This is a genomic window from Paenibacillus sp. EC2-1 (assembly GCF_049311625.1).
In the GTDB taxonomy this organism is placed as follows: domain Bacteria; phylum Bacillota; class Bacilli; order Paenibacillales; family Paenibacillaceae; genus Paenibacillus_AQ.
Genome location: NZ_CP186006.1, coordinates 1648115 through 1671117, shown reverse-complemented (window position 1 = coordinate 1671117; position 23003 = coordinate 1648115). Strand labels below are relative to the sequence as shown.

Below are 23003 nucleotides of genomic sequence, written 5' to 3'. Positions count from 1 at the left end.
TCATCCCTCCATATGTGCACAACTTGACATTAGCATCTTAACTCGTTATTTCAGATACTGTAATGACTAGTGCCCATGCTTACCTTCAGACGAATCTTTCCCCATATATATCCGGATCGTTGACCCTCGCTCTACTCGACTTCCCGGCTTCGGTGCTTGGTTGATTACCACCTCACCGGTACCCGATTTAGCAAGCATGAAGTTCATGTTCAGGTCTTCATATAGGTCTTGAACTGTAGCACCGACGAGATTAGGTACAGTTACTGTTGGTGTCTCACCGTATTTGTATTCCCGAGCAAGCTGATCCTTGCGCTGTGGAATCTTCATATAATGCAGCGCATCCTCTAGAATGTTCTGCACGATCGGCGCAGCTACGACGCCCCCGAATTGAATCCCTTTCGGATTATCTACCGCTGTGTACACTACAATCTGCGGATCATCAGCTGGTGCAAATCCGATAAAGGATACAATGTGCTCGGTCGAAGAATAACGGCCATTAATAACCTTCTGTGCTGTTCCTGTTTTCCCGCCAACCCGGTAGCCATCAATAAAGGCAGGACGTCCCGTACCTTTCGCTACGACACTCTCCAGCGCTTCCCTAACTTGTTTAGAAGTTTCCTCTGATATAACTTGCTTTACCGGTTCTGGTTTAATCTCTTCAACGGTCTTACCTGTCTCCGAGTTAATCCAGGCTTTTGCTACGTGAGGTTGATAAAGGTTCCCACCGTTGATCGCCGCAGATACCGCAGCCACCTGTTGAATCGGCGTAACCGAAACCCCCTGACCAAAGGCAGTAGTAGCTAATTCAACGGGGCCTACCCGTGACAGTTTAAACAAGATACCATTCTCTTCACCGATTAAGTCCACACCTGTCTTTGTACCAAAACCAAAATCACGGATATATTGGAATAAGGTTTCTTTCCCCAGCTTTTGACCGAGGGCTACAAACCCTGGATTGCAAGAATTCTGAACGACTTCCATGAATGTTTGACTTCCGTGTCCTCCCTTTTTCCAGCAGCGAAGCCTTGCTCCGCCAACTTCAACAGCACCAGCATCAAAGAATTGATCATTTTTAAGATTCACTTTGCCTTCTTCAAGCGCAGCAGCAAGCGTGATGATCTTAAAAGTCGATCCAGGCTCATAAGTCATCCAAATCGGAAGATTCCGATTATAAATTTCAGGTGCGAAATCATTATACTTTCCCGGGGAATATCCCGGTCTACTAGCCATTGCCAGAATTTCACCGTTCTTCGGATTCATCGCAATCGCCCAACTCGCATTGGCCTGATACTTAACCATCGCTTGATCCAATTCCCGCTCCATAATAGATTGGATGGATTTGTCGATCGTGAGTTCCAGGTTAAGCCCATCTCTAGGCTCCACATATTTCTCCGAAGACCCTGGCATCAGCCTGCCGCCAGCATCTGATAGATAAGATATGTTGCCATTCATGCCCATTAGCTTATCATCAAACTTTTTCTCCGTTCCCGTTAGTCCCTGATTATCTATTCCTGTAAAACCAAGAATATGCGCTGCAAGACCACCATAAGGATAGTATCGTTTATTATCCTCAGCAACAACGATACCCGGCAGCTTTAAATCACGAATTTTCTGAGCCAGCTCCATCGTAATTTTCCGTCCACCGGGTTTAAGGCGTTCAACCATGGATCCCCGCTTCGTAATAATCTTCTTTACGTCGGCCTCCTTCATGCCTAGCAAAGAAGCTAAGAGTTGAGCTGTTTTATCTGGCTCTTTAATCTGAACCGGGATAGCCATGATTGTCGGCGTGCTAATATTCGTCACTAATGCTTCTCCGTTACGATCTAGAATTTCTCCACGCTTTGCCGTGAACGGAATTTCTCGACGCCAGGACTCTTCTGCTTTCGCTGACAACTCGGCACCTTTACCAATCTGAACATAGGCAAGCCGAACAACAAGTGCGGCAAACAACACAAATAGCAGAAGTAGAGCCCATAGCAACCTACGTCTTTGAGAAACCATGGATACCTTCAACTAAGATCCCCCCAATCGAACCCGTAAGCTCATGATATACGTTTATCACATGAGTATTCGGGACAACCAGGGGTTAGAACAAGCTCTTATTCGCCTTGCGCTGTCTCTTCTTGCTTTACATCCTCCTGCTGATCAACAGACTCGGTTGAATCATCGACTCCCTTTACCGTGTCAGCTGCTGATTTGAGTGTAAGATAGACGACACGTTGACCTTTTTCGGTTATTTCTTTCTGTTCTGCAACGTAGCCTTCACCTTTTACATTAACCCGCACCTTCATTAAGGTGAGGACCTCCATCGCATCCCTCAGAGATTCACCTTTCAAATCCGGGATCTTCATCGAAGTGTTCTCCTCAGTGAGAAGGTAGATCTTCTGACTAGCTGCCATAGAAGCACCCGCTGGTGGGTACTGTTTCTTTACCGTGCTTCCTTTACCCAATGTTTCAAAGGTTAATCCCTCGGCGAGCAGCTTAGCTTTGACTTCACTTACTTTCATTCCAGCCAAGTCTGGCGTTTTGAGCAGATCAGCAGTTTCTGTTTTTACTTTGTCATCCTTATCCGCCTGTGTTTCGGTCTTTGGAACGCCCCAATATTTAAGCGTTTGGGATACGATCTTTTGAAATACAGGCGCAGCTGCGGCTCCGCCGCCAATCTTCTGATTCGGTTCGTCAATAATGACGAGTACAGCGATTTTAGGATTATCAACAGGTGCGTATCCAATAAAGGACACTACCGCTTTGGAACGGTCACTATAGTCCCCTTTTACAGCTGTACCGGTTTTACCCGCTACACGGTAACCTTCAATATATGCGTTATGTCCGGTACCCTTTTCTTGGTCAGCTACGACCTGCTCCAGATATTCGCCTGTTTTTCTAGAGGTTTCTGCTGATATTACTTGGCGAACAACCTCTGGCTCAATCTTTGTTTTCTCACCGGTATTTGGATCTTCAAATTCCTTGACGATATGAGGCTCTAACAACTTTCCTCCGTTCGCCACAGCCGAAATCGCTGCGAGCTGCTGAATCGGCGTAACCGACACCGCATAGCCATATGGAACGGTAGATATATCGATGTCTCTTTCCATATTCATACGTCCGAGAGCCTCATTCGGAAGATCAATATTGGTTCTTTCACTAAAACCAAACGCGTTAATATAATTTTTCAATCGTTCTTTACCAAGCATTTCATAACCAAGCTTGACGAAAGCTACGTTACTGGATCGCTTCACACCTTCTAGATAAGAGATCTGTCCCCATCCGCCAGCTTTAATATCATAGTGTGTTCTTCCTCCAGCGCGGATCGAGCCGGATAAATATTCCGCATTTGGATTGAACAAATTCTCTTGAATTGCACTGGCTAGCGTAACGATCTTAAACGTGGATCCCGGCTCATAAGTGGAACTAATAGCATGATTCCTGAAGCTCTCCAGATTGTATTCCCAATATGTATTCGGGTCAAAGTTTGGCATATTCGCCATCCCTAAAATTTCCATGGTATTGGGGTCTGCAGCAATAACCGTCATACTCACTGGATTATATTGCTGATATGCTTCACGCATTGCATCCTCGATATAATACTGGATAGTGTCATCAATCGTCAGCTTAAAATTTTTACCATTTTTGGCAGGCTGGTATACTTCGTCAGCAGAAGGGACCTTAACCCCCTTCTTATCACTCTGATATTTCGCAAACCCGTCAATCCCTTTAAGCTCATCATCGAAATACTTCTCAAACCCAGCTACCGCGTTCCCTTGGCGATCCGTGTAACCGAGTACATGGGCAGCCATCGTATCTCTTGGATAGAAGCGTTTCTTCTCGGTGACAACCGTAATTCCGGTATCTACAACCTGCCCCGAGGTTCTGAGTTTCTGTTCAAGCTTCTTTTTTAGTTCTTCAACCTTATTCCTCTTTTCTTCATCCATCTTCCAGCCTTCGTTACGAATTTCACGATAGGTATGATACTCCCCATCATCGTTTTTGGCAGTCACAAGCTTTCTCAGGGCTTCTTTGTTTTTCCCTAGCACTTGATTTAGACCATCAACGATATCATCTTCCAAACCATTCGCATGAATAACCTTAGGATTAATCGTAACCGTATATGCAGGCGCGTCCATGGCAAGAATGTCGCCGTCCCGGTCTGTGATCGTCCCCCGAGAGGCTGTTAACGTCTCTTGTCGATTCCATTTCTTCGAAGCTTGTTCGGCCCAAAAGTCATTGTCTATAACCTGTAGCCAGAAAATTCGTCCAATCAATAAAGCAAAAAAGAGGGTAATCACTCCCCCTATTAGCAATGTACGCAGTTTAATTTTTTTTATCATCGGTACAACCTCACTATTATTCTAGTTTTGTCCCGACGGAGCATTGGATGCATCTTTCCCTGATGGGGAGACATGGATCGCATTGTCTTGCTCAGCTTGTACATAACCGAGCTCTTTCGCTTTTTGTGCAATGCCCATTTCGAGCGATTGTTTCTTCACCTGAAGCGTGTCTATTCCTTGATTTAATGTTTTGATCTGGGAATCTGCATTCTGAATTTGTCGGTTCATATCATAGATCTTCACATGACTCATTCCAACCCACCCCATCACTGCAACCACAAACAGCACGGACATTAGGTAGAGAAGCTTTTCTCTCTTAGGAAGCTGAGAACGACGTTTAATAACTGTCGTTGTCTCGACATATTGGGACTGTTGTTCCTTCTGTCTCTCTTGTACGGCCAAATTGCCGCGTGTGTAGGCCATGGCTGAATTCTCCTTCGTTTTTGTTTTTCTAAGTGTGTTATAACTTCTCTGCGATACGCAGCTTGGCCGAACGAGCACGTGGATTAAGCGCTAATTCTGATTCACTTGGTACGATCGGTTTACGATTCACAAGCTTTAGAGATCCTTGGCCACCACCACATACACACATTGGAAAGTCTGGCGGACAAGTACACTTCGGAATATAACTGTTAAAGATTTGCTTACAAATTCGGTCTTCCAAAGAATGGAATGTAATAACAGATACTCTTCCTCCTGGAGCCAGACATCTCACAGCCTGATGTAAAGCATCCTTGAAAGCTCCTAACTCATCGTTTACTGCAATACGAAGCGCCTGAAAACTACGTTTCGCTGGATGGCCGCCCGTTCTGCGAGCCGCGGCCGGAATTCCTTCTTTAATCATATCGACCAACTGACCTGTAGTTTGAATGGGGCTAATGACCCGCTTTTCACAAATAACCCTAGCGATACGTCTCGAAAATTTCTCTTCACCGTATTCAAACAAAATCTTGGCGATTTCTTGTTCTGACCATTCATTCACGATTTCTGCTGCCGTAAGCTCTGCGGATTGATCCATCCGCATATCTAGCGGTGCATCGTGATTGTAGCTGAACCCTCTCTCCCCTTCATCGAATTGCGGCGAAGACACGCCCAAATCAAACAGAATACCGTCAACTAGGCCGGGGTCATCCTCGTCACGACCGACTTCGCCCCGGAGTACCTCCTCCAAGTCGCGGAAATTCGTCTTGACCAGGGTAACCCTGTCTCCATAAGGCTTCAGAGCCTCGCGCGCATTATTAAGCGCCCAATCATCTTGATCTAGCGCAATCAAGCGGCCTTCTGAACCCAGTTTGGAAGCGATCAGCGAGCTGTGGCCCGCTCCTCCCAGTGTACAGTCAACATATATACCGTCTGGTTTGATGCGCAGCCCTTCTGTCGCTTCTTCTTTAAGCACCGTGATGTGATGAAACAAGCTGCAGCCCTCCATAATTGTCTACTCATTCCACATGTGATATCATGCGGATTGGTTACAGGTCGAAATCGAAATCGACCAGCTTCTCTGCAATGTCATTAAACGCTTCTTCTGATTGCTGATAATACTTCTGCCATTGCTCTTTACTCCAAATCTCCACTCGATTCGAAACGCCGATTACGACGCATTCTTTGTCGAGCTTCGCAAATTCCCGCAAATTGCCCGGCAAATTTACCCTTCCCTGTTTATCCCATTCACATTCTGTCGCCCCGGAGAAAAAAAACCGAGTAAACGCACGTGCGTCTGACTTCATCAGCGGGAGGGATTTGAGCTTTTGTTCCATAATGGCCCATTCTTCAGTGGGGTATACAAAGAGACACTGGTCGAGTCCGCGAGTTACAATAAAGGAGCTGCCAAGGAGATCGCGAAACTTCGCAGGGATAATGATTCTTCCCTTATCGTCGATGCTATGCTGAAATTCTCCCATAAACATCAGGCACTCTCACTCCTTTAACCCCGAATCCCCCACTTTGCACCACTTTCCACCACTTTAGGATAATAGATTCGCCATTACAAATCAAATCCCTTCAAGCAAGTTATTGTTTTTTTCTTGCCTATGTCTTTGCGATACATCAAAAAAACCCTTATTTGAATTCTTTCCGAATCCAAATAAGGGTTATGCATATTAGCAAAAAGCCTTGTAGCGCATCGTTTTAATGCTGTGCCCAACTATTCAAATAAGATTTCTGTGTTTCACTTAGTTCATCAATTCCCATTCCAAGACTTTCTAGTTTATAACGAGCGACTTGCTCATCCAGTTCATAAGGTACATTCACAACTCGATTACCAATTGTTTGATATTGATCATTTACATATTTCAAGGAAAGTGCCTGTAATGCAAACGTCATGTCCATGATCTCGGCTGGATGCCCGTCACCTGCTGCAAGGTTTACCAGACGACCTTCAGCTAGAAGATAGATTTTACGTCCATCATTCAAATGGTACTCTTCAATATTACGACGCACCGTACGAATAGATTTCGAACGGGATTCCAAATCTGGCTTATTCACTTCCACATCGAAGTGTCCAGCATTGGATAAAATCGCTCCGTCCTTCATCACATCATAGTGTTCACCGCTGATTACATCACGGTTACCTGTCACAGTAACAAAGAAGTCACCACGCTTCGCCGCTTCACCCATTGGCATTACATGGAAGCCGTCCATGTAAGCTTCAACTGCTTTAATCGCATCCACTTCAGTAACGATTACGTTCGCACCAAGGCCTTTAGCGCGCATGGCAACGCCCTTTCCGCACCACCCGTACCCTACAACGACCACCGTCTTACCCGCTACAACCAAGTTGGTAGTCCGATTAATTCCATCCCATACAGACTGTCCTGTGCCGTAACGGTTATCGAACAGGTATTTACAGTACGCATCATTCACAGCAACCATCGGGAAGTTCAACGCACCTTCTTTTTCAAGTGATTTCAACCGGAGGATGCCCGTTGTTGTCTCCTCAGCGCCTCCACGAATTCCAGCAAGTAGATCGGGACGTTCTGCATGAAGAATCGTAACAAGATCCCCGCCATCATCGATGATCAAGTCAGGTTTGCTTTCTAACGCCTTTATAAGCAGCTCCTTGTACTCCTCTGGCTCAGGATTGTATTTAGCAAACACCGTGATACCATCCTCTACCAGAGCAGCACATACATCATCCTGTGTTGAGAGCGGGTTACTTCCTGTAATAGTGACCTCGGCACCACCAGCCTGAACCACTTTTGCAAGATAGGCGGTCTTCGCTTCGAGGTGTAGGGAGATTGCTACCTTGAGTCCTTTAAACGGCTGTTCTTCTTCGAACTGCTTCCGTACTCGATTCAGAACGGGCATATGCGCCTCGACCCAATCGATCTTCAAATGTCCCTCTGGTGCAAGTTTCAAATCCTTGATAACGCTATTCTGAATTGACGATGAACTCATACAACAGCCTCCCTAAAAAATGAATTATGCAGTACTATATCATACCCCAGCTTTTTACATAAGTGTCTGTATGAAAATGAATTTAGAGATACACAGCTCGGTGAATGCCTGAATCATCATAAGGAATACTCATCAGATCATCCAAGAGAGTTAGTCCATATCGATTTAAATAGTAGAAAATATTAAAAACTCGCTCCTGAGGTCGACCCATAGGTGCGATAGACTGGCTTAGAAAATCCCATTGTCTCAACGCGGCACTGTGCTGTTGTTCTAACGAAGCTTTGGTTTTATTCAGGAGAAAATCCATCTGATCCAAAATTTTCGTCTGATTACTCTGACCTAGCTTCACGAGTCCGGGCTGCAAATTTGCAATGTCCTCCAGCAAAGGATTGTAAAGCCGATGGAACAACTCTTTGGTCTCTTTGAAACGTTCATCCAAATCGATTCCATTTTGTCCAGCTAACCAATCCTGACGCTTAGCTTCCAAGTTAACGTGTATATCTTGAAATGTTAATTCGTATTTCTCCAAATATTTCTGAGAGGTGGCATCCACGAGTGTAAACGACATTCGCGGCAAGATTAACGGCATCTGAAGGCCCATCTCAGCAAACGCATAACGTGTAATTGCCCAGTAGGAGATCTCACCTTGACCTAGTACTGTTCCCAGTACCGGTAGCAAAGAATCTTGCATGATCGGCCGAGTGAGCACATTATTACTGAAGCGTTCTGGATGCTGCGAAAGTTCTGCAAGCAGCTCAGATTCGGAGAACGAGATTAAACCTTTTCTGTCTGTGAAGACTCCATTTTCCCTAAACAGTAAGATTCGCTTGTCATCGTATAGATAAAACAAGTTCGCCCCATTCTCGGGAACATCCGCCTGCAATTCATATCCCAAACCTGTCATATCCCTTGCTGCTAACTGGTACGATTGACCTAGAGAGTCATTATGACGAATCAATTGTTCAAAGATCGGAGCCTCCAAAACTCGTAAATCTGGATCTGAAGAATCAAGAAGAATTAATCCGTATTTCCCAAACATCGCCCCCATTAATTGAGCAAATGCATCACTAAGGCCAGTGGAAGTTGCTGCTGCTGAGCGAAGTAAATGAATTATTTCAGACTTATACTCACTATCTTTAAGCAGTTCCTGCATTTCATCAAGAGCTTGGTTCCATTGTTCTGCATGAACTGGTGTACAGCTAACCGATGTCCTCGGACCCTCCTCACGCTCCATTCTAATCTTGGCCACTTCTAGCTCCGCATCCATAACAAAGGTATGATCTACTTCATCCCAGTCATGATCTTCCCCTGCAATCCAAAATAAAGGAACAACGGGTCTACCGAGTCTTCTCTCAGCCTCTTGGGCTGCTTGTATGATCGTAATGGCCTTATGAACAACAAGCATGGGTCCCGTAAACAAGCCGCTCTGCTGTCCACCTGTAATGACTAGAGTACCTTCTCGCTCCAGTAAATCAAGCGATTTATGTACCGCATCATGCCCATTGTATCTTTCATTATATAACCGAAGACACGCGGTTAGCGCTTTCCGGTTAATTCGTTTCTCCTCGGTCTGGTCCAGCCATTTCACTCGGTGCTCCCAGCTTCGTTCATCTCGGTGATTACCACCGTAAAAACCACTTACCTGTTCATAGTGGTCCATGTAATCTTGTGCCAGGCTTGATCCGCCAGATAATGGCTCGGGCACTATATTCATGAGGTATGCCTCCCATTCTACTTCAACCTATCTTGGTTAACTTACTTTAGTAAAGCTCATATTGATTGTACCGAATGATGATGTTCTCCGTCAAAGGAAAATAGAAAAACCGCCAGCGCTCAGGCTGACGGTTAATACTTTCAGAACCTATCAAATTATTAAGCGTAAGCTTTGGACACCCAGTGACCTTTTGAAACCTCAACCAATTCGGTATCTTTCTCTTCAAGGACAACCGTACCTGCTTCGCCTTTTGCAGCTGAAATAGGTCCTTGCATATCATTTTCAATAATCAGACGCTTTTTATTAGCTTCAATCTCTGGATCAGGGATTGGAATTGCAGACAAAAGCGATTTGGTATACGGATGGATCGGATTCGCATACAGCTCTTCACTGTCAGCAAGCTCCACCATTTTACCCAAATACATAACTGCTACACGGTCACTGATATGCTTTACCATTGATAAATCATGGGCAATGAACAAGTATGTCAATCCAAGGCGATCCTGCAGATCTTTCAACAAATTGACAACCTGAGCTTGAATCGACACATCAAGCGCCGAAATCGGTTCATCACAGATGATAAATTTCGGATTTACCGCAAGTGCACGAGCGATACCGATCCGCTGACGCTGACCACCGGAGAACTCATGCGGATACCGCGTAGCATGGTCGCTGTTCAAGCCAACCATATCAAGAAGCTCTTCCACCCGCTTTTTTCGTTCAGCTCGGCTACCAGCCATACCGTGGATATCCAAAGCCTCACCGATGATATCTGTAACAGTGAACCGCGGATTCAACGATGCATAAGGATCTTGGAAGATCATCTGCATATCGCGGCGCATTGCCTTCATTTTTTTCTGAGACAACTTGTAAATGTCTGTTCCACCGAACATCACACTACCAGCAGTAGGCTCATACAGACGGAGAATGGTACGTCCTGCCGTAGATTTACCACAACCTGACTCACCAACCATTCCCAGCGTTTCGCCTTCACGGATGTTGAAGTTCAAGTTATCTACCGCTTTTAAGATTTGCCCCTTACCGACATCAAAATATTTCTTCAGGCCTTTAACCTCGATTAGATTGTTACTCTTCATGATGTCTCAGCCTCCCGTGCCATCGGATGAAGGTTCCAGCAACGCGCTACATGTGTATCGCTGAATTCCGTTGCACCCGGATCGATTCGTTCACAAATTCTCATCGCCTCATCACAGCGAGCACAGAATGGACAACCCACCGGCGGCTTGATAAGGTCTGGAGGCGTACCGATAATCGGAATGAGCGGCTCGTCCTTCTTCTGATCCAGACGAGGCATGGAGCGTAGGAGACCTTTAGTATAAGGATGCTGTGGATTCTTAAATATTTCCCATTTCGTTCCTGTCTCCACAACTTCACCAGCGTACATTACGATAACACGGTCACACATACCAGCAACTACACCAAGGTCATGCGTGATCAGAATAATCGATGTACCCAGACGATCCTGCATTTCTTTCATAACATCCATAATCTGTGCCTGGATTGTAACATCAAGTGCCGTTGTCGGCTCATCCGCGATAAGTAGAGCCGGACTGCAGGCAAGAGCAATTGCGATCATCGCACGCTGACGCATACCTCCAGAAAACTCATGGGGATATTGATTAAAACGCTCTTCAGCATTTTTAATACCAACGAGTTTAAGCATTTCAATCGCTTGTTTTTTGGCTTCACTAGAGGACATACCTTGATGCTTGATGAGTACTTCTGTAATTTGTTTACCTATTTTAATGGTAGGATTCAAGGAAGTCATCGGATCTTGGAAGATCATACCGATATCTTTACCACGAATCGCTTCCATCTGTTTGTTTGTTTTTTTCAGGAGATTTTGTCCTTGGAATATAATTTCTCCCTTTTTAATTTCTGACGGCGGGGACGGAATCAGACGCATAATCGTTTGGGCGGTAACACTTTTACCACTTCCGGATTCACCGACGATCGCAACCGTCTCCCCTTTGCCGACTTCAAAATTCACACCGCGAACCGCTTTAACTTCTCCACCGCGTACACGGAACGAAACATTGAGATCTTTAACCTGCAAAATCGGTTCCATACCTTCCCACCTCCTATTTTTTCAGTTTCGGATCCAGCGCATCACGCAGTCCATCACCGAAAATGTTAAATGCGAGCATCGTCAAGCTGATAAAGAGAGCTGGGAACAACATCCGCCAAGGATAGTACATCCAGCCGGATAGTGCATCGTTGATCATTGAACCCCATGATGCAACCGGTGCTTGGACACCCAGACCGAGGAAGCTGAGGAATGATTCAGCGAAGATCGCATTTGGTACAGACAACGTCAATGTAACAATAATTGGACCCAGTGCATTAGGAATCAAGTGGCGGAACAACAGTCTTGGCGCACCTGCACCCATCGAACGAGAAGCAAGTACAAACTCTCTGTTCTTCAGCTGCATGATTTCGCCCCTGACAATCCACGACATGTTAATCCAACCTGTAATCGTTAAAGCGAGTATGATCGTACCTAAACTTGGCTCAAATACGACCAGAAGCAGAATAGTAACCAAAAGATAAGGGATTGAATATAGAATTTCAGCAAATTTATTCATGAACTCATCGACACGACCACCAAAGTATCCCATTACACCGCCATAAATGACACCGATCATGAGGTCAATTGCCGCAGCAGCGAGTCCAACGATCAAGGATATTCGAGCGCCCATCCAGGTACGGACAAACACGTCACGTCCCAGATCATCGGTACCGAACCAATGCTCCGAAGAAGGCGGCATGTTCGTGTTCATGAGATCATTCGTTTCATAGTCATAATTCACCATCATCGGTCCAAAAATGGCCATGAAGACGATCATGATCATAATAATTAAGCCGGTCATGGCGAGCTTGTTCTTACGCAATCTTTCCCAAGAATCACGCCATGCCGACAAGCTTTCACGCTGAATAACTTCAGATTGTTTCTCATCTACACCAATTTTTTGAAAATCTTCAGGTGTTAAGTTTTGTGCCGCGGGATGCGGTATAGTCTGTTCTGTCGCCATGATGTTAGCCCTCCTTCCCGCCACTCAGTTTAATACGCGGATCTACTAGTACATAAACAATATCGGTTAAGAAACGAGCAAGCATCAACAGGATGCCGTAGAAAATAGTAATTCCCATAATAACCGTGTAATCACGATTTGTTATACTATCAACAAACTGCTTACCAATACCGCCGATTCCAAAGATCTGCTCAATAACAACGGAACCTGTAATAATATTCGCTGTCATGGGACCCACATAGGTTACGACAGGCAAAATACCATTTCGGATGACATGGCGGAACATGATAGCGAACCAGTTAAGACCTTTTGCTTTAGCAGTTTTAATATAATCTGAGTGAAGAACTTCAAGCATACTGGAACGAGTTAAGCGTGCGATAAACGCAATCGGCTGGGCAGCAAGCGCCATTACCGGAAGTACATAATCAAGCGGACCGTCAAATCCCATTACGTTAAACAAGCCTGCTTTTTCACCAAGTACGTATTGAAGCAAGGAAGCAAGCACAAAGCTTGGGACTGCAATTCCTAGAACGGAAACAATCATAGCGACATTATCAATTAATTTACGATGATAGAGGGCTGCCAACATACCTAGCAGTACGCCGACTATAACCGAAACAACAATCGCAATTAGACCTAATTTCAAAGAAGGTGCAAATGTCTCAGTAATAATATCTGTTACACTTTGACCTTGTTGCTTCATCGATAATCCAAAATCACCTTGTACGATATTTCCTAAATATTTCGTGTACTGCTGAAAAATCGGTTTATCCAGATCATATTGCTCCATCAACCTCGCCAATATTTCAGGCGACGGCTTCTTCTCTCCCATGAATGGATCACCAGGTATGGCTTTCATGAGAAAAAATGTGGCTGAGATCAATATGAACAACGATACAAGCATGTAAAAGAACTTACTCGCTACATACCTCAGCATCCCGCATCCCCCTTGATGTATTGTTCTATGCTCAATTCTAGTTTTATTGTAATAAACACGAGAACGAATAATCAATTCTATAAGTTTCACCAATTAAAACAAGATTTGGCAATGTCAACATAATATAAAAAATCGGGATATATATGAGGGAATTCCCCACATATATATCCCGAAACGCAACCTCTAATTAAGATTACTCAACATATGCGCGTGTAAAATCAAGATCCCCTTTGAAGTCGATATTAATGTTCTTCATCCAAGGTTTAACCAATGAGACGCTAGAGTAGTAATAGATTGGCATAACAATTTGATTGTCCTCAACCAAGATTTTCTCAGCTTTAGCCATGAGTTCCATACGTTTAGCATTATCGCTAGTTGCGTATGCTTCTCTTACAAGTTTGTCATACTCTTCATTTTTGAAGCCGGTGTCATTGTTTCCGCTACCGGAAGTCCACATATCGATGTAAGTCATCGGATCGTTGTAGTCAGCGCCCCAACCGGAACGAGCCACTTGATAATCCAAGTTCGTACGGTTCTTCAAGAACACGCCCCACTCTTGGTTCTGAACTTTCACGTTAACACCTAGATTGTTCTTCCACATATCAGCAATCGCCAAAGCAATCTTCTTGTGGTTATCGTCGGAGTTATGAATCAATGTAACTTCTGGCAATGTTGTATAACCCTTTTCCTTCATCCCTTGTTCAAGCAATTTCTTCGCTTCTGCAAGGTCCTCAGTGAAATAGGAATCCGCTACTTCTTTACGATACTCGTCTTTCTCACCTTTAATACCTGGAGGTACGAAACCGAATGCAGGTGTTTGTCCACCTTGTGTAATCTTTTCAACAATCGCTTGACGATCAATAGCCATAGCGAAAGCTTTACGAATATTCACATTGTCAAACGGCTCTTTAGTTGTATTGAATACATAGAAATAAGTAGAAGCTGTACCTTTGATTTTAAGCTCGTTCGGCATTTCTTTCTTAACGGCTTGAAGCTGGTCTGTTGGAATGTTTCCTACAGGGTGTCCAGCATAGTCTAGCTCATTGTTACGGTAACTAGAAAGCTCTGTAGCAGAGCTGTTTACGATGCTCATCACTACTTTTTCTAGTTTGATGGATTTGTTATCCCAATATTGGTCGTTTTTAGCCAATTCGATCTTTTGACCTTTCGTAATCGATGCGATTTTGAAAGGACCATTCGCAATGATCGTATCTGCTTTTGTCGCCCATTTATCGTTATCTTTCGCCGATTGGTGAATCGGATAATATGTTTGGAATGCTGTTAGACTTAGGAAATATGGTGTAGGGTTCTCAAGTGTAACTTCCAGCGTATAGTCATCTGTAGCTTTCACGCCAACTTCGTTAGCATCCTTGATCTTACCCATGTTGTATGCTTCTGCATTCTTTATGTAATACAGTTGGTAAGCATACGGTGGTGCAGGCATAAAGTTAGGATCCAAGACACGCTTCCAAGCGTATTCAAAATCCTTAGCCGTTACCGGATCGCCATTGCTCCATTTAGCGTCTTTGCGGAGCGTAAACACGTACTTCAGGCCGTCCTCTGAAATGTCCCATTTCTCAGCCACACCTGGTACTGCCTCACCTTTGTCGCCTTTACGTGTCAAGCCCTCAAATACAGCATTAATGATCGTATTCGAGTTATTGTCTTGAGACTGTCCTGGATCCAATGTAGGAGGCTCTGATGCGAGGTTCATACGGAAAATTTGCTCTTTCGGTTTCCCGTTGTCCCCGGTTGCGCTCTGGTCATCGTTCTTGTTGTTGGATCCGCATCCGGCCAACACAGTACCGATGGCAAGAATCAGCGTCAATAGTAGTAAAAGACTTCTGTGTTTCTTCATCTTGCAGTTTCCCCCTCATAGATTTTAGGTATATGCTAATCGATTATACAACCAGTGGTCAAAAAAATCCATAAAAACCCCGAGAGAAATATCTCCCTGCGAGGTTTAATGACACATGATTGTAAATGTTTTGTTCAATATCATGCCCTTACATCACTTTAAATATGTTAAGTATAATGAGAGAAAATGTAAATATTATGTAACTAATGCTCGTTGTTACAAATGCCAACCGCCATACTGCACGAAATAATCTTTTCCCATCAACCTGTCCCTTCCAACGGTTCTGCGCTCCGCCAATCAGCCCTGCCGTTATTAATAGCAGTAACAAAATTAAATAAAATCCGAACTTAGACTGGAACAAATTGTTAAAAAGAGCGGAAACAGAAAACACTAAAAACAAAGTGGTTACATCCATCGCAAGCCTCATAGCTTGCTTCTTATCTTTTTTTCGCAGATAGACGAACAAATAAATCAGAACAAACGGTATGATTGGAGCAACACTCATAACAATAAATAAATCCATTCTCACGCCTCCTTTACATGAATACCTTCTATCAGTTTCCATATTAGACGGTGAGCAGGCGTTGGCACCCCCTTACTCTCGCCCATACGAACAATGCTTCCATTAATTGATGTAACCTCTGTCGTACGTCCTTCTAATACATCCTTCAGCATAGAGGACGTGTTACGAGAAGTGGATTGACACACCTTTAGAATCTGTTCCCATAAATCGGACTCCCAAGGTATACCGCAAGCAGTATAAACTGTAATCCCCTCTTCATAAAGTTCCCTCATGAACGCAATGCGCTCTTCCGATTCAAGAAGTGCTCCATTAGGAATCCGCCATAGAGCTGTTAACGGGTTAATCACAGCATTCATTAACAGTTTCCGATAGATCATGCCATCCAAATCATTCGACAAAAAAACCTCAAATCCTGCTCTTTTCAAAGATGCAGCAAGTGCTTTTTCTGATTGACCAGTCTCATGGCAAAATTGTTTTCCTTCTATAGAAGACGTCCCTGTCTGTCCGATCCAGGTAGAACCAGCACCCGCATGTATTACTTCGGTTTCTCCCACTCGTTTAGCTCCCTCGGTCGTAATAGCTACAAATAACGACCAGTTAGGAAGCATTCGTTGTATTTGTTCGATGTGCCCCGTTCCATTCTGGAAGCAAATCAACTTTCGTTTCATACATGAATACGGGGTGAGAATTTCTCTAACGGCTGTCTCGATCCCCGTTTGTTTTACCATCATAAAAATAAAATCGTTCTCGCCTAGACCACTTTGATCATGGAACTCCGTAATTGACTTGGCTTGAAACAACTCACTGGAGATCTGAATCACTTCATCTTTCTCTTCTATGGTTATTCCATTTAATCGCAGTTGTTCGGCTTGCTCTGTACTGCGGCACCACAACACCACATTAGACCCACTAGCTGCAAGTCTACCTCCGTACAGCAATCCGAGTGATCCTGCACCAATAATATGTATAGTCATCACATAAACCTCCGTTGCTGGTGTTTCATCTTAGCTTTTAGTATATATCAGAACAATTGACAAAAATACAAATAACCCGTTCTGGCGCTTTATAAATGCGCTTAGAGCGGGTTATTTATTCCATGTCTCAAGTATAACTACTCAATGCGTTCTAGATTACCGTTGGCATCCATTTTGAAGCGGGTCTTTAATTCTTCTTCCTCTTCATTGAGAAATGCCAGTCTTCTAGCTCTGTCCATAATCTGAATTAATGCCTTATAGTCATCGTTAACTACGTGATAGTCCGTCTTCACTTCACTGACTTCTTTTAATAGACGGGCATTCTCACTACGAAGTCTACTCAGCTCTTCATCCTTCTCACGCAAGTTTCTCTCAAGAACCTTGTACTGACGTCCACTTTCCTGCAATCCACCCTTCCATTGACGCAAAAAACGGATGACAGCATCGATGGAAAGCGTTTCTTCACTAGCACCCTCGCTCTTATAGCTATCATGGTCGAGTTCTGCATGAGCCAAGCCTGCTACTTGTGGAACTGCGGCTGTTTGTTTCTTGTAATAGCTTCGTTTCTGACGCTGGGATTTTGCCAAACTAATGGCATCCTCGTATTTCTTACGCACACAGCTGTTCCATCTGAAACCACAGGCAGCTGACGTTCGGCCGATCCGTTCACCGACTTCTTCAAACGCTGATAACTGTGTACTTCCTTCCCGGATATGACGAAGAGTCACCTCCGCTAAAATCAGATCATCCTCCGCGCTCCATGCATCCTGTCTCACTGCTGACATACCATAAAACCCTCCTAACGACATCCTAAAATAACCGTCTTCAATACCGTATTATTCGGTTGCTGAATAAGGTATAAAAGCTGCTTAATTCATTCCTATGCTTCTCATAGAGTTCATAGAATCTATTTGATACTAAAATGTATTTCCATTTTGAATAAATAACATACGTTTTAGGTGGGATTTGTGCTAAAAATGCAAATTAAGCGTATTTTCAAGAACAAAAGTCACACGAATTCGAAATTTAAGGAAATATTCGTCAGTTAGGCGTTTACACGATTTTACCAGAACGTTATAATGTACATAGCAATAAGCATTGTCCGTACATATGAGAGGAGGATACGATCGTGGCACGCATGTTTCGAGTACTCGGTTTTTTCACCCTGACCATCGGTTTGATGGCGTTTGCCGGGGACATGGTTGAAATGGCTTTGCTTTTCTTCCTGCAGACAGCGTTTTTCGTGATCTTGGGATATCTGAACTTCACGGAGAGAACTTATATTCTTCTCTTCTGGGCTTATATGATCGTGACCTTTACCGGTTTCAGTTATTGGACGATCTTTGAAATGGGCTTACCAGTCTAACATCCCAGTGTAGGAAAACAAGTTAAAAAAGCGATCAGGCATTCTTTTGCCGGTCGCTTTTTTAATGCGCTTTCAAAGAAATAAATATATCGAATTAATTAATAAGGAAGACAAGGGTTGATATTTGAGTCTTTCCCATCATATATTGGTTAACAATGAGAGAATGCCTATTCCTTAAATTAACAGATCTTTTTGCCAAGGGGGATACCCGTTTGATTGCACCTAAACCACGGCTACGGCTATACATATTGATTTCGTTATGCTTTTTGCTCGTTTCAAATGCCATTATTGGGTCAAAATCCGTATATGCTACCGCAGATACACCAGATATCCATTCAGAAGAAGCTCGAAAGTTGCTAGAGGACAGTCTCTCGATTGTCGAAATCGATCATGAGATTGAACGGATTGGAAGTAAACAGAAAGAACTTGAACAAGTACAGCAGTCATTACAGGCCACAATCTCCGAGCTAGAACAACATATCGAAGAACGCCAGAAACAGGCAGGAGTTATCCTCCGTGCTTACTATATGGGTGAGCGTGAAAGTTTACTGGGCCTACTATTATCTGCAAAAAGCTTAACTGAATTTTTTAGAATTCTGGACTTCTACGATTTGATCATACAAAATGACCAAAACGTCCTTAAAGCTTACGACCAGCAATATAAAGAATTGGTGTCCGCTCAGACAGAAGCTGCCCGAACTTCAAGTCAGTTGATTGAAGTTAAAGAGCGTCTTATGAAGCAAAGAGAGCGTGTTCTTGCCCTCGAGAAACAAGTCGATGGAGCGATTGCCTCCAGCAGCAATCCTGAAGCGATGACCAAGTTGATTGAAGAGTTCACATTGTACTGGGAAAACGTAGGTATGTATGAACTCAAGCGTCACTTTCAGGCATTGGCAGATGCTATGAACAATCTCCCCACCTTTATTCAAAGTAGTAAAAACATGCTGAAAACCAACGGTAAAGAGTATTCCATTAGTATTCATGAAGATGACCTCAATCAATTCCTTCGATCTCAGAATGAGATATTTAACACTTTTGCATTTCATTTTGACAATGGAAAGATATCCGCAGAGGGTAAGAGTGGAAATTTATCACTTCTTATTGAAGGAAGATACACCATCATTAATGATCCCGAGAACGCTATTATGTTTCAGATAGATAAGCTTGTATTTAACCGTCTGGAACTACCTGATACGACACGTGAAGCACTTCAAAATGAGTTCGACATGAACTTCTATCCCAAGCAACTCGTATCTTTCCTAAAAGCTACCGAAGTCAATACAACCGATAAATTACTATTGGTTAAGTTAGAACTTGATATGTAAAAAAAGAAGAGCTACCGGAGTCGGTAGTTCTTCTTTTTATTACGGAGATGCCGTCTTGTATTGCTCCAAGAACTCCTTGATCTTCATACGTCCATGGAGAAGGTCACTAACTGAACTTGAATATATACCAAAGCCATCGTCTCGTCCAAAGTTCAGTCTCACAGCTTCGTCATGTTCCATCATGGATGTAACCTGCTCAATAATTTCCCTGTGCATCTTACTATGATTGATAGCGCTATCAGTATAGTTATCAATGATAGATACCGCTGTTAGATTACCTGTCGCCTCAGTCCATGCTAGTACAGCATCTTTCGAAGTCATTTTAGCAATCCACGCCATTGCAAGCGAAGAAGATTCGCTTTGTGCAGTCACTGCAAAACTCCGTGATTTTATGATAGGCTGCGTGGAATTCGAGTTATTACTAACAAGTGTCAGCTGACTACCTTCAGGTAGATAACGACCTAATAAGGAATATGCACCTATAACGATAGATGCACCAGCGCCTTCACTTCTCTCCGTACTCGGTTTTATTGCTCCCTTGGTGTCTATGAAATCAATCCAGGAGTCTCCTACTGGAGGAGCCAGCATCGAAATCACTTCTTTATTGGGTTGCGCTGGATTGCCACCTAGAGTAGCTACTATCGACGCGAATGCATACGGATCATCGGGATCTAAAGCAAACACAGGTCTATCCCCGTTATTATTCTTATAATCAAGCCAAGCTTTCCGATTAGAGGGCAATTCAGATTGATCTCCCTCAGGGCTCCAGAGAAGTACGTATGGGTCCATATCAAATGGAATCCCCCATTGGTATCCGTTCCACTGAACGGGAGGTAGAAGTCCACCAAGAAGCTGAGAATCAGGGACATCCGTTTGTGAGGCATCAATCGGAAGTAAATACCCTTTGACCGCTAAAGAATTTATCCATTGACTATCTACTAATAAAACATCTGGGCCTTCACCCAAGTTCATCTGTCCCATCAAACCGGATTCATTGGATTCTAAAGATTCCATTGGAATGATCTCGACAACAGCACCCGTTTCTTTCATAAACGCTTCATTCATCTGTTTAAGCTTATCTAGTTCATCACCATTCACTTGCACAGCAATTTGTATTGGACCTAGATCACTCTCTGGTGTATCCGGTGTCTGTGAAGGGGGTATAGGATCTTTCCCCGGTGTATGATTACCTACATTCTTAGTAAATTCAAAGCTAGGAGATAGGCTGGTTAAAGACAGAAGTAATATGGCAAATAAAAACCAATAGTTTTTCCGTTTCATACCTTCTCCACTCCTTTTTGAGCCTTGTCCTTATTTTACCAGACTCATAGGGCTCTTGTCCTACCTTTTTTCATAGTTACATAAGACCATTTTTTTCTAGCTTAGAATTCTTCCCATTCGGCACCTGCAAAAACAGCCCACTGTAGCTTTTCAGCTACAGTGGGCGGATAATCATAATATCATTTCCCGGAAAATAGTACTTACAGCAAATCTGCTGCTAACTGAGCCAGCTTGGATCTTTCCCCTTTAGTAAGCGTAATATGACCACTGAGGCCCTCCTGCTTAAATCGTTCAACCACGTACGTTAAGCCATTACTAACGGCATCCAGATAAGGATGGTCAATTTGTTCCGGGTCGCCCATGAGAATAACTTTACTGCCTTCACCTGCGCGAGAGACAATGGTTTTCACTTCATGTCTTGATAAATTCTGAGCTTCATCTACGATAATAAATTGCCCCGGAATAGAGCGCCCGCGAATATAAGTGAGAGCTTCGACTTGAATACTCCCAAGGCCCATTAAGATTTTATCAATGTCGCCTGACTTTTTCGTATCAAATAAATACTCCAAGTTGTCGTAGATGGGTTGCATCCAGGGACGTAATTTCTCGTCTTTTTCACCTGGTAAATATCCGATATCTTTTCCCATAGGTACAACGGGCCGAGCAATCAACAATTTTTTATATTTATGGTCATCCTCAACTTTGCACAGACCTGCAGCTAATGCGAGCAGTGTTTTGCCTGTACCCGCCTTTCCTGTTATGGTCACAAGCGGTATATCATCGTTTAACAATAGTTCAAGCGCCATGCGCTGCTGAGCATTACGTGCGGATATTCCCCACACCGGATCATTACTTAGATAAAGAGGCTCAAGCCGTGTCGCATCCGTGCTGACACGTAATAGCGCGGACTTTCCAGTTCCCATCTCATCTTTTAGAATGACAAATTCATTAGGGTAAAGTGTATATGGCAATTGAAGTGGCTTGATTAGTAAAAAACGGTAACTGTAAAATTCATCAATTACAGAAGGATGTACCTTAAGTGTGGTGTGGCCTCTATACAACTCACTTGGATCCGCTGTTCTATCAGACAAATAATCTTGAGCAGTAACGCCAAGCACATCTGCTTTGATCCTTACGAGCACATCTTTGCTTACCAAGATGACAGGTCGTGGATCATCTTTAGGGTCTTCCTCTAATTTATAATTCAAAGCGACAGCCAGAATCCGATTATCATTCGAGGCCTCGCAAAACATCTCCTGTACCTTAACAAAGCTGCGGTGGTTCAGCTCTACCTTGAGTCTGCCTCCATGATCTAGAGGAACACCATCATGAAGCTGTCCCTTTTCCCTTAATCCGTCGAGCAGACGTGATACGGAACGAGCATTCCTCCCGAGTTCATCAGCGTTTCGCTTCTTGGAGTCGATTTCTTCTAGCACGACTGCAGGTATGACCACTTCATGCTCCTCAAATGCAAAAATCGCATTGGGATCGTGCAGCAGAACGTTGGTATCCAGTACAAATATTTTCTTCATCGTTTCCCCTCCACTGCTCCATCATTACAATCCACCACTTTGTTCGAAGAATACTCCGCTCATTAACGTTCTATGCCCATCACCTCCCTTTCAGAATTACAAGGGGTTTATTTGGTAACCCAGCAGTTTATGACAGATTGCTCGCTCTAGCGACAGTGATCGTATGTTTTTACAGCATTCATCATGTACATACAAAAAAGCCTAGTGATCATATCACTAGGCTTTTCTCATCGCAGCCAAAACTTGTCCGTCGAGCTTTTCCGCTGCTTGTTCGTCATATATTTTAATAAACTCAGGTGAAGAGGCAAGTTGAATACCATGAAAGAGTGCATCTCGAACAAATTCAACATGAATGTCGAAGCAACACATGTCAAAAGGAACCCCATCCAGTGGATTCTGCCGAACTTCAGCACGACCACTAATAGCTATAACTTGTTCATTACAGAACACCGTCACAGAAGCAAGTGGATTACGCTTTAAATTGACAACGAGCCGTGAACGGTGATCAATTGCCAGCCTAAGTGTTGATTCATTCACAGGATAAATCCATGACACAATACTGGAGGTCGGACCTCCGGATTCAGCATCCACAGTATTTAATAGAACAAATGATTCTGGCTGCAGCTTCTTCATCAATGCTTCCGTTAATTGCGTAGTGGGTTGGGACATCACACCGGCCTCCTGTACAATGAACGTCTATTCATTACATTGTATTA

At 43.7% G+C, this 23003-nt stretch carries 20 protein-coding genes; 2 read left to right on the top strand and 18 right to left on the bottom strand.

The window, feature by feature from the left end:
* Window positions 1–66: 66 nt before the first annotated feature.
* The 15 genes from ACK8P5_RS07735 to ACK8P5_RS07665 all read right to left on the bottom strand — a co-directional run bounded on the left by ACK8P5_RS07735 (window position 67) and on the right by ACK8P5_RS07665 (window position 17568).
* Complete coding sequence (locus tag ACK8P5_RS07735) at window positions 67–2013, bottom strand: stage V sporulation protein D (RefSeq protein WP_422660372.1); 1947 nt, start codon at window positions 2011–2013, stop codon at window positions 67–69.
* A gap of 86 nt (window positions 2014–2099) precedes the next feature.
* Entirely contained in the window at window positions 2100–4328 is a 2229-nt protein-coding gene (locus ACK8P5_RS07730; RefSeq protein ID WP_422660371.1) for a penicillin-binding transpeptidase domain-containing protein, read from the bottom strand.
* A 21-nt stretch (window positions 4329–4349) separates the two neighbouring features.
* Window positions 4350–4751, bottom strand: a complete 402-nt coding sequence (locus ACK8P5_RS07725; RefSeq protein WP_422660370.1) for a cell division protein FtsL — start codon at window positions 4749–4751, stop codon at window positions 4350–4352.
* A 37-nt stretch (window positions 4752–4788) separates the two neighbouring features.
* The gene (gene rsmH, locus ACK8P5_RS07720; RefSeq protein ID WP_422660369.1) at window positions 4789–5742 is read right to left on the bottom strand and encodes a 16S rRNA (cytosine(1402)-N(4))-methyltransferase RsmH; all 954 of its coding nucleotides are present in this window, start codon (window positions 5740–5742) and stop codon (window positions 4789–4791) included.
* 55 nt (window positions 5743–5797) lie between these two features.
* On the bottom strand, window positions 5798–6235 hold the full coding sequence (gene mraZ / locus ACK8P5_RS07715) for a division/cell wall cluster transcriptional repressor MraZ (protein ID WP_422660368.1): 438 nt from the start codon (window positions 6233–6235) through the stop codon (window positions 5798–5800).
* A gap of 220 nt (window positions 6236–6455) precedes the next feature.
* Window positions 6456–7724 carry an adenosylhomocysteinase gene (locus ACK8P5_RS07710; RefSeq protein WP_422660367.1) on the bottom strand — a complete coding sequence of 423 codons (1269 nt, stop codon included), beginning with the start codon at window positions 7722–7724 and terminating at the stop codon, window positions 6456–6458.
* An 82-nt stretch (window positions 7725–7806) separates the two neighbouring features.
* Window positions 7807–9438, bottom strand: coding sequence for a bacillithiol biosynthesis cysteine-adding enzyme BshC (gene bshC / locus ACK8P5_RS07705; RefSeq protein ID WP_422660366.1), 1632 nt, complete (start codon window positions 9436–9438; stop codon window positions 7807–7809).
* Between the two features lie 158 nt (window positions 9439–9596).
* Window positions 9597–10535 (bottom strand): ABC transporter ATP-binding protein, encoded by a 939-nt coding sequence (locus tag ACK8P5_RS07700; protein WP_422660365.1) that lies wholly within the window; start codon window positions 10533–10535, stop codon window positions 9597–9599.
* The gene (locus ACK8P5_RS07695; RefSeq protein ID WP_422660364.1) at window positions 10532–11527 is read right to left on the bottom strand and encodes an ABC transporter ATP-binding protein; all 996 of its coding nucleotides are present in this window, start codon (window positions 11525–11527) and stop codon (window positions 10532–10534) included. The genes ACK8P5_RS07700 and ACK8P5_RS07695 overlap by 4 nt, the downstream gene beginning before the upstream one ends.
* Before the next feature lie 13 nt (window positions 11528–11540).
* Entirely contained in the window at window positions 11541–12491 is a 951-nt protein-coding gene (locus ACK8P5_RS07690; RefSeq protein WP_422660363.1) for an ABC transporter permease, read from the bottom strand.
* A 4-nt stretch (window positions 12492–12495) separates the two neighbouring features.
* Window positions 12496–13428, bottom strand: a complete 933-nt coding sequence (locus ACK8P5_RS07685) for an ABC transporter permease (protein WP_422660362.1) — start codon at window positions 13426–13428, stop codon at window positions 12496–12498.
* A 193-nt stretch (window positions 13429–13621) separates the two neighbouring features.
* Window positions 13622–15286 (bottom strand): peptide ABC transporter substrate-binding protein, encoded by a 1665-nt coding sequence (locus ACK8P5_RS07680; protein WP_422660361.1) that lies wholly within the window; start codon window positions 15284–15286, stop codon window positions 13622–13624.
* 148 nt (window positions 15287–15434) lie between these two features.
* On the bottom strand, window positions 15435–15809 hold the full coding sequence (locus ACK8P5_RS07675) for a DUF3397 domain-containing protein (protein ID WP_422660360.1): 375 nt from the start codon (window positions 15807–15809) through the stop codon (window positions 15435–15437).
* Window positions 15810–15811: 2 nt separating this feature from the next.
* Window positions 15812–16783 (bottom strand): ketopantoate reductase family protein, encoded by a 972-nt coding sequence (locus ACK8P5_RS07670; RefSeq protein WP_422660359.1) that lies wholly within the window; start codon window positions 16781–16783, stop codon window positions 15812–15814.
* Between the two features lie 137 nt (window positions 16784–16920).
* Complete coding sequence (locus ACK8P5_RS07665) at window positions 16921–17568, bottom strand: RsfA family transcriptional regulator (protein WP_422660358.1); 648 nt, start codon at window positions 17566–17568, stop codon at window positions 16921–16923.
* A 344-nt stretch (window positions 17569–17912) separates the two neighbouring features.
* On the opposite strand from ACK8P5_RS07665, the gene ACK8P5_RS07660 reads away from it, so the two are divergent.
* Together ACK8P5_RS07660 and ACK8P5_RS07655 are read left to right on the top strand one after the other, a co-directional pair.
* A complete protein-coding gene (locus ACK8P5_RS07660; protein ID WP_379249930.1) occupies window positions 17913–18149 on the top strand; it encodes a DUF2626 domain-containing protein in 237 nt (78 codons plus the stop codon).
* A 212-nt stretch (window positions 18150–18361) separates the two neighbouring features.
* On the top strand, window positions 18362–19474 hold the full coding sequence (locus ACK8P5_RS07655; protein WP_422660357.1) for a coiled-coil domain-containing protein: 1113 nt from the start codon (window positions 18362–18364) through the stop codon (window positions 19472–19474).
* Between the two features lie 39 nt (window positions 19475–19513).
* On the opposite strand, the gene ACK8P5_RS07650 is transcribed toward ACK8P5_RS07655, so the two are convergent.
* The 3 genes from ACK8P5_RS07650 to ACK8P5_RS07640 all read right to left on the bottom strand — a co-directional run bounded on the left by ACK8P5_RS07650 (window position 19514) and on the right by ACK8P5_RS07640 (window position 22956).
* Window positions 19514–20755, bottom strand: a complete 1242-nt coding sequence (locus ACK8P5_RS07650; protein WP_422660356.1) for an extracellular solute-binding protein — start codon at window positions 20753–20755, stop codon at window positions 19514–19516.
* Window positions 20756–20955: 200 nt separating this feature from the next.
* Complete coding sequence (locus ACK8P5_RS07645; protein ID WP_422660355.1) at window positions 20956–22287, bottom strand: PhoH family protein; 1332 nt, start codon at window positions 22285–22287, stop codon at window positions 20956–20958.
* A 216-nt stretch (window positions 22288–22503) separates the two neighbouring features.
* Window positions 22504–22956 carry a pyridoxamine 5'-phosphate oxidase family protein gene (locus tag ACK8P5_RS07640; RefSeq protein ID WP_422660354.1) on the bottom strand — a complete coding sequence of 151 codons (453 nt, stop codon included), beginning with the start codon at window positions 22954–22956 and terminating at the stop codon, window positions 22504–22506.
* Window positions 22957–23003: the final 47 nt, after the last annotated feature.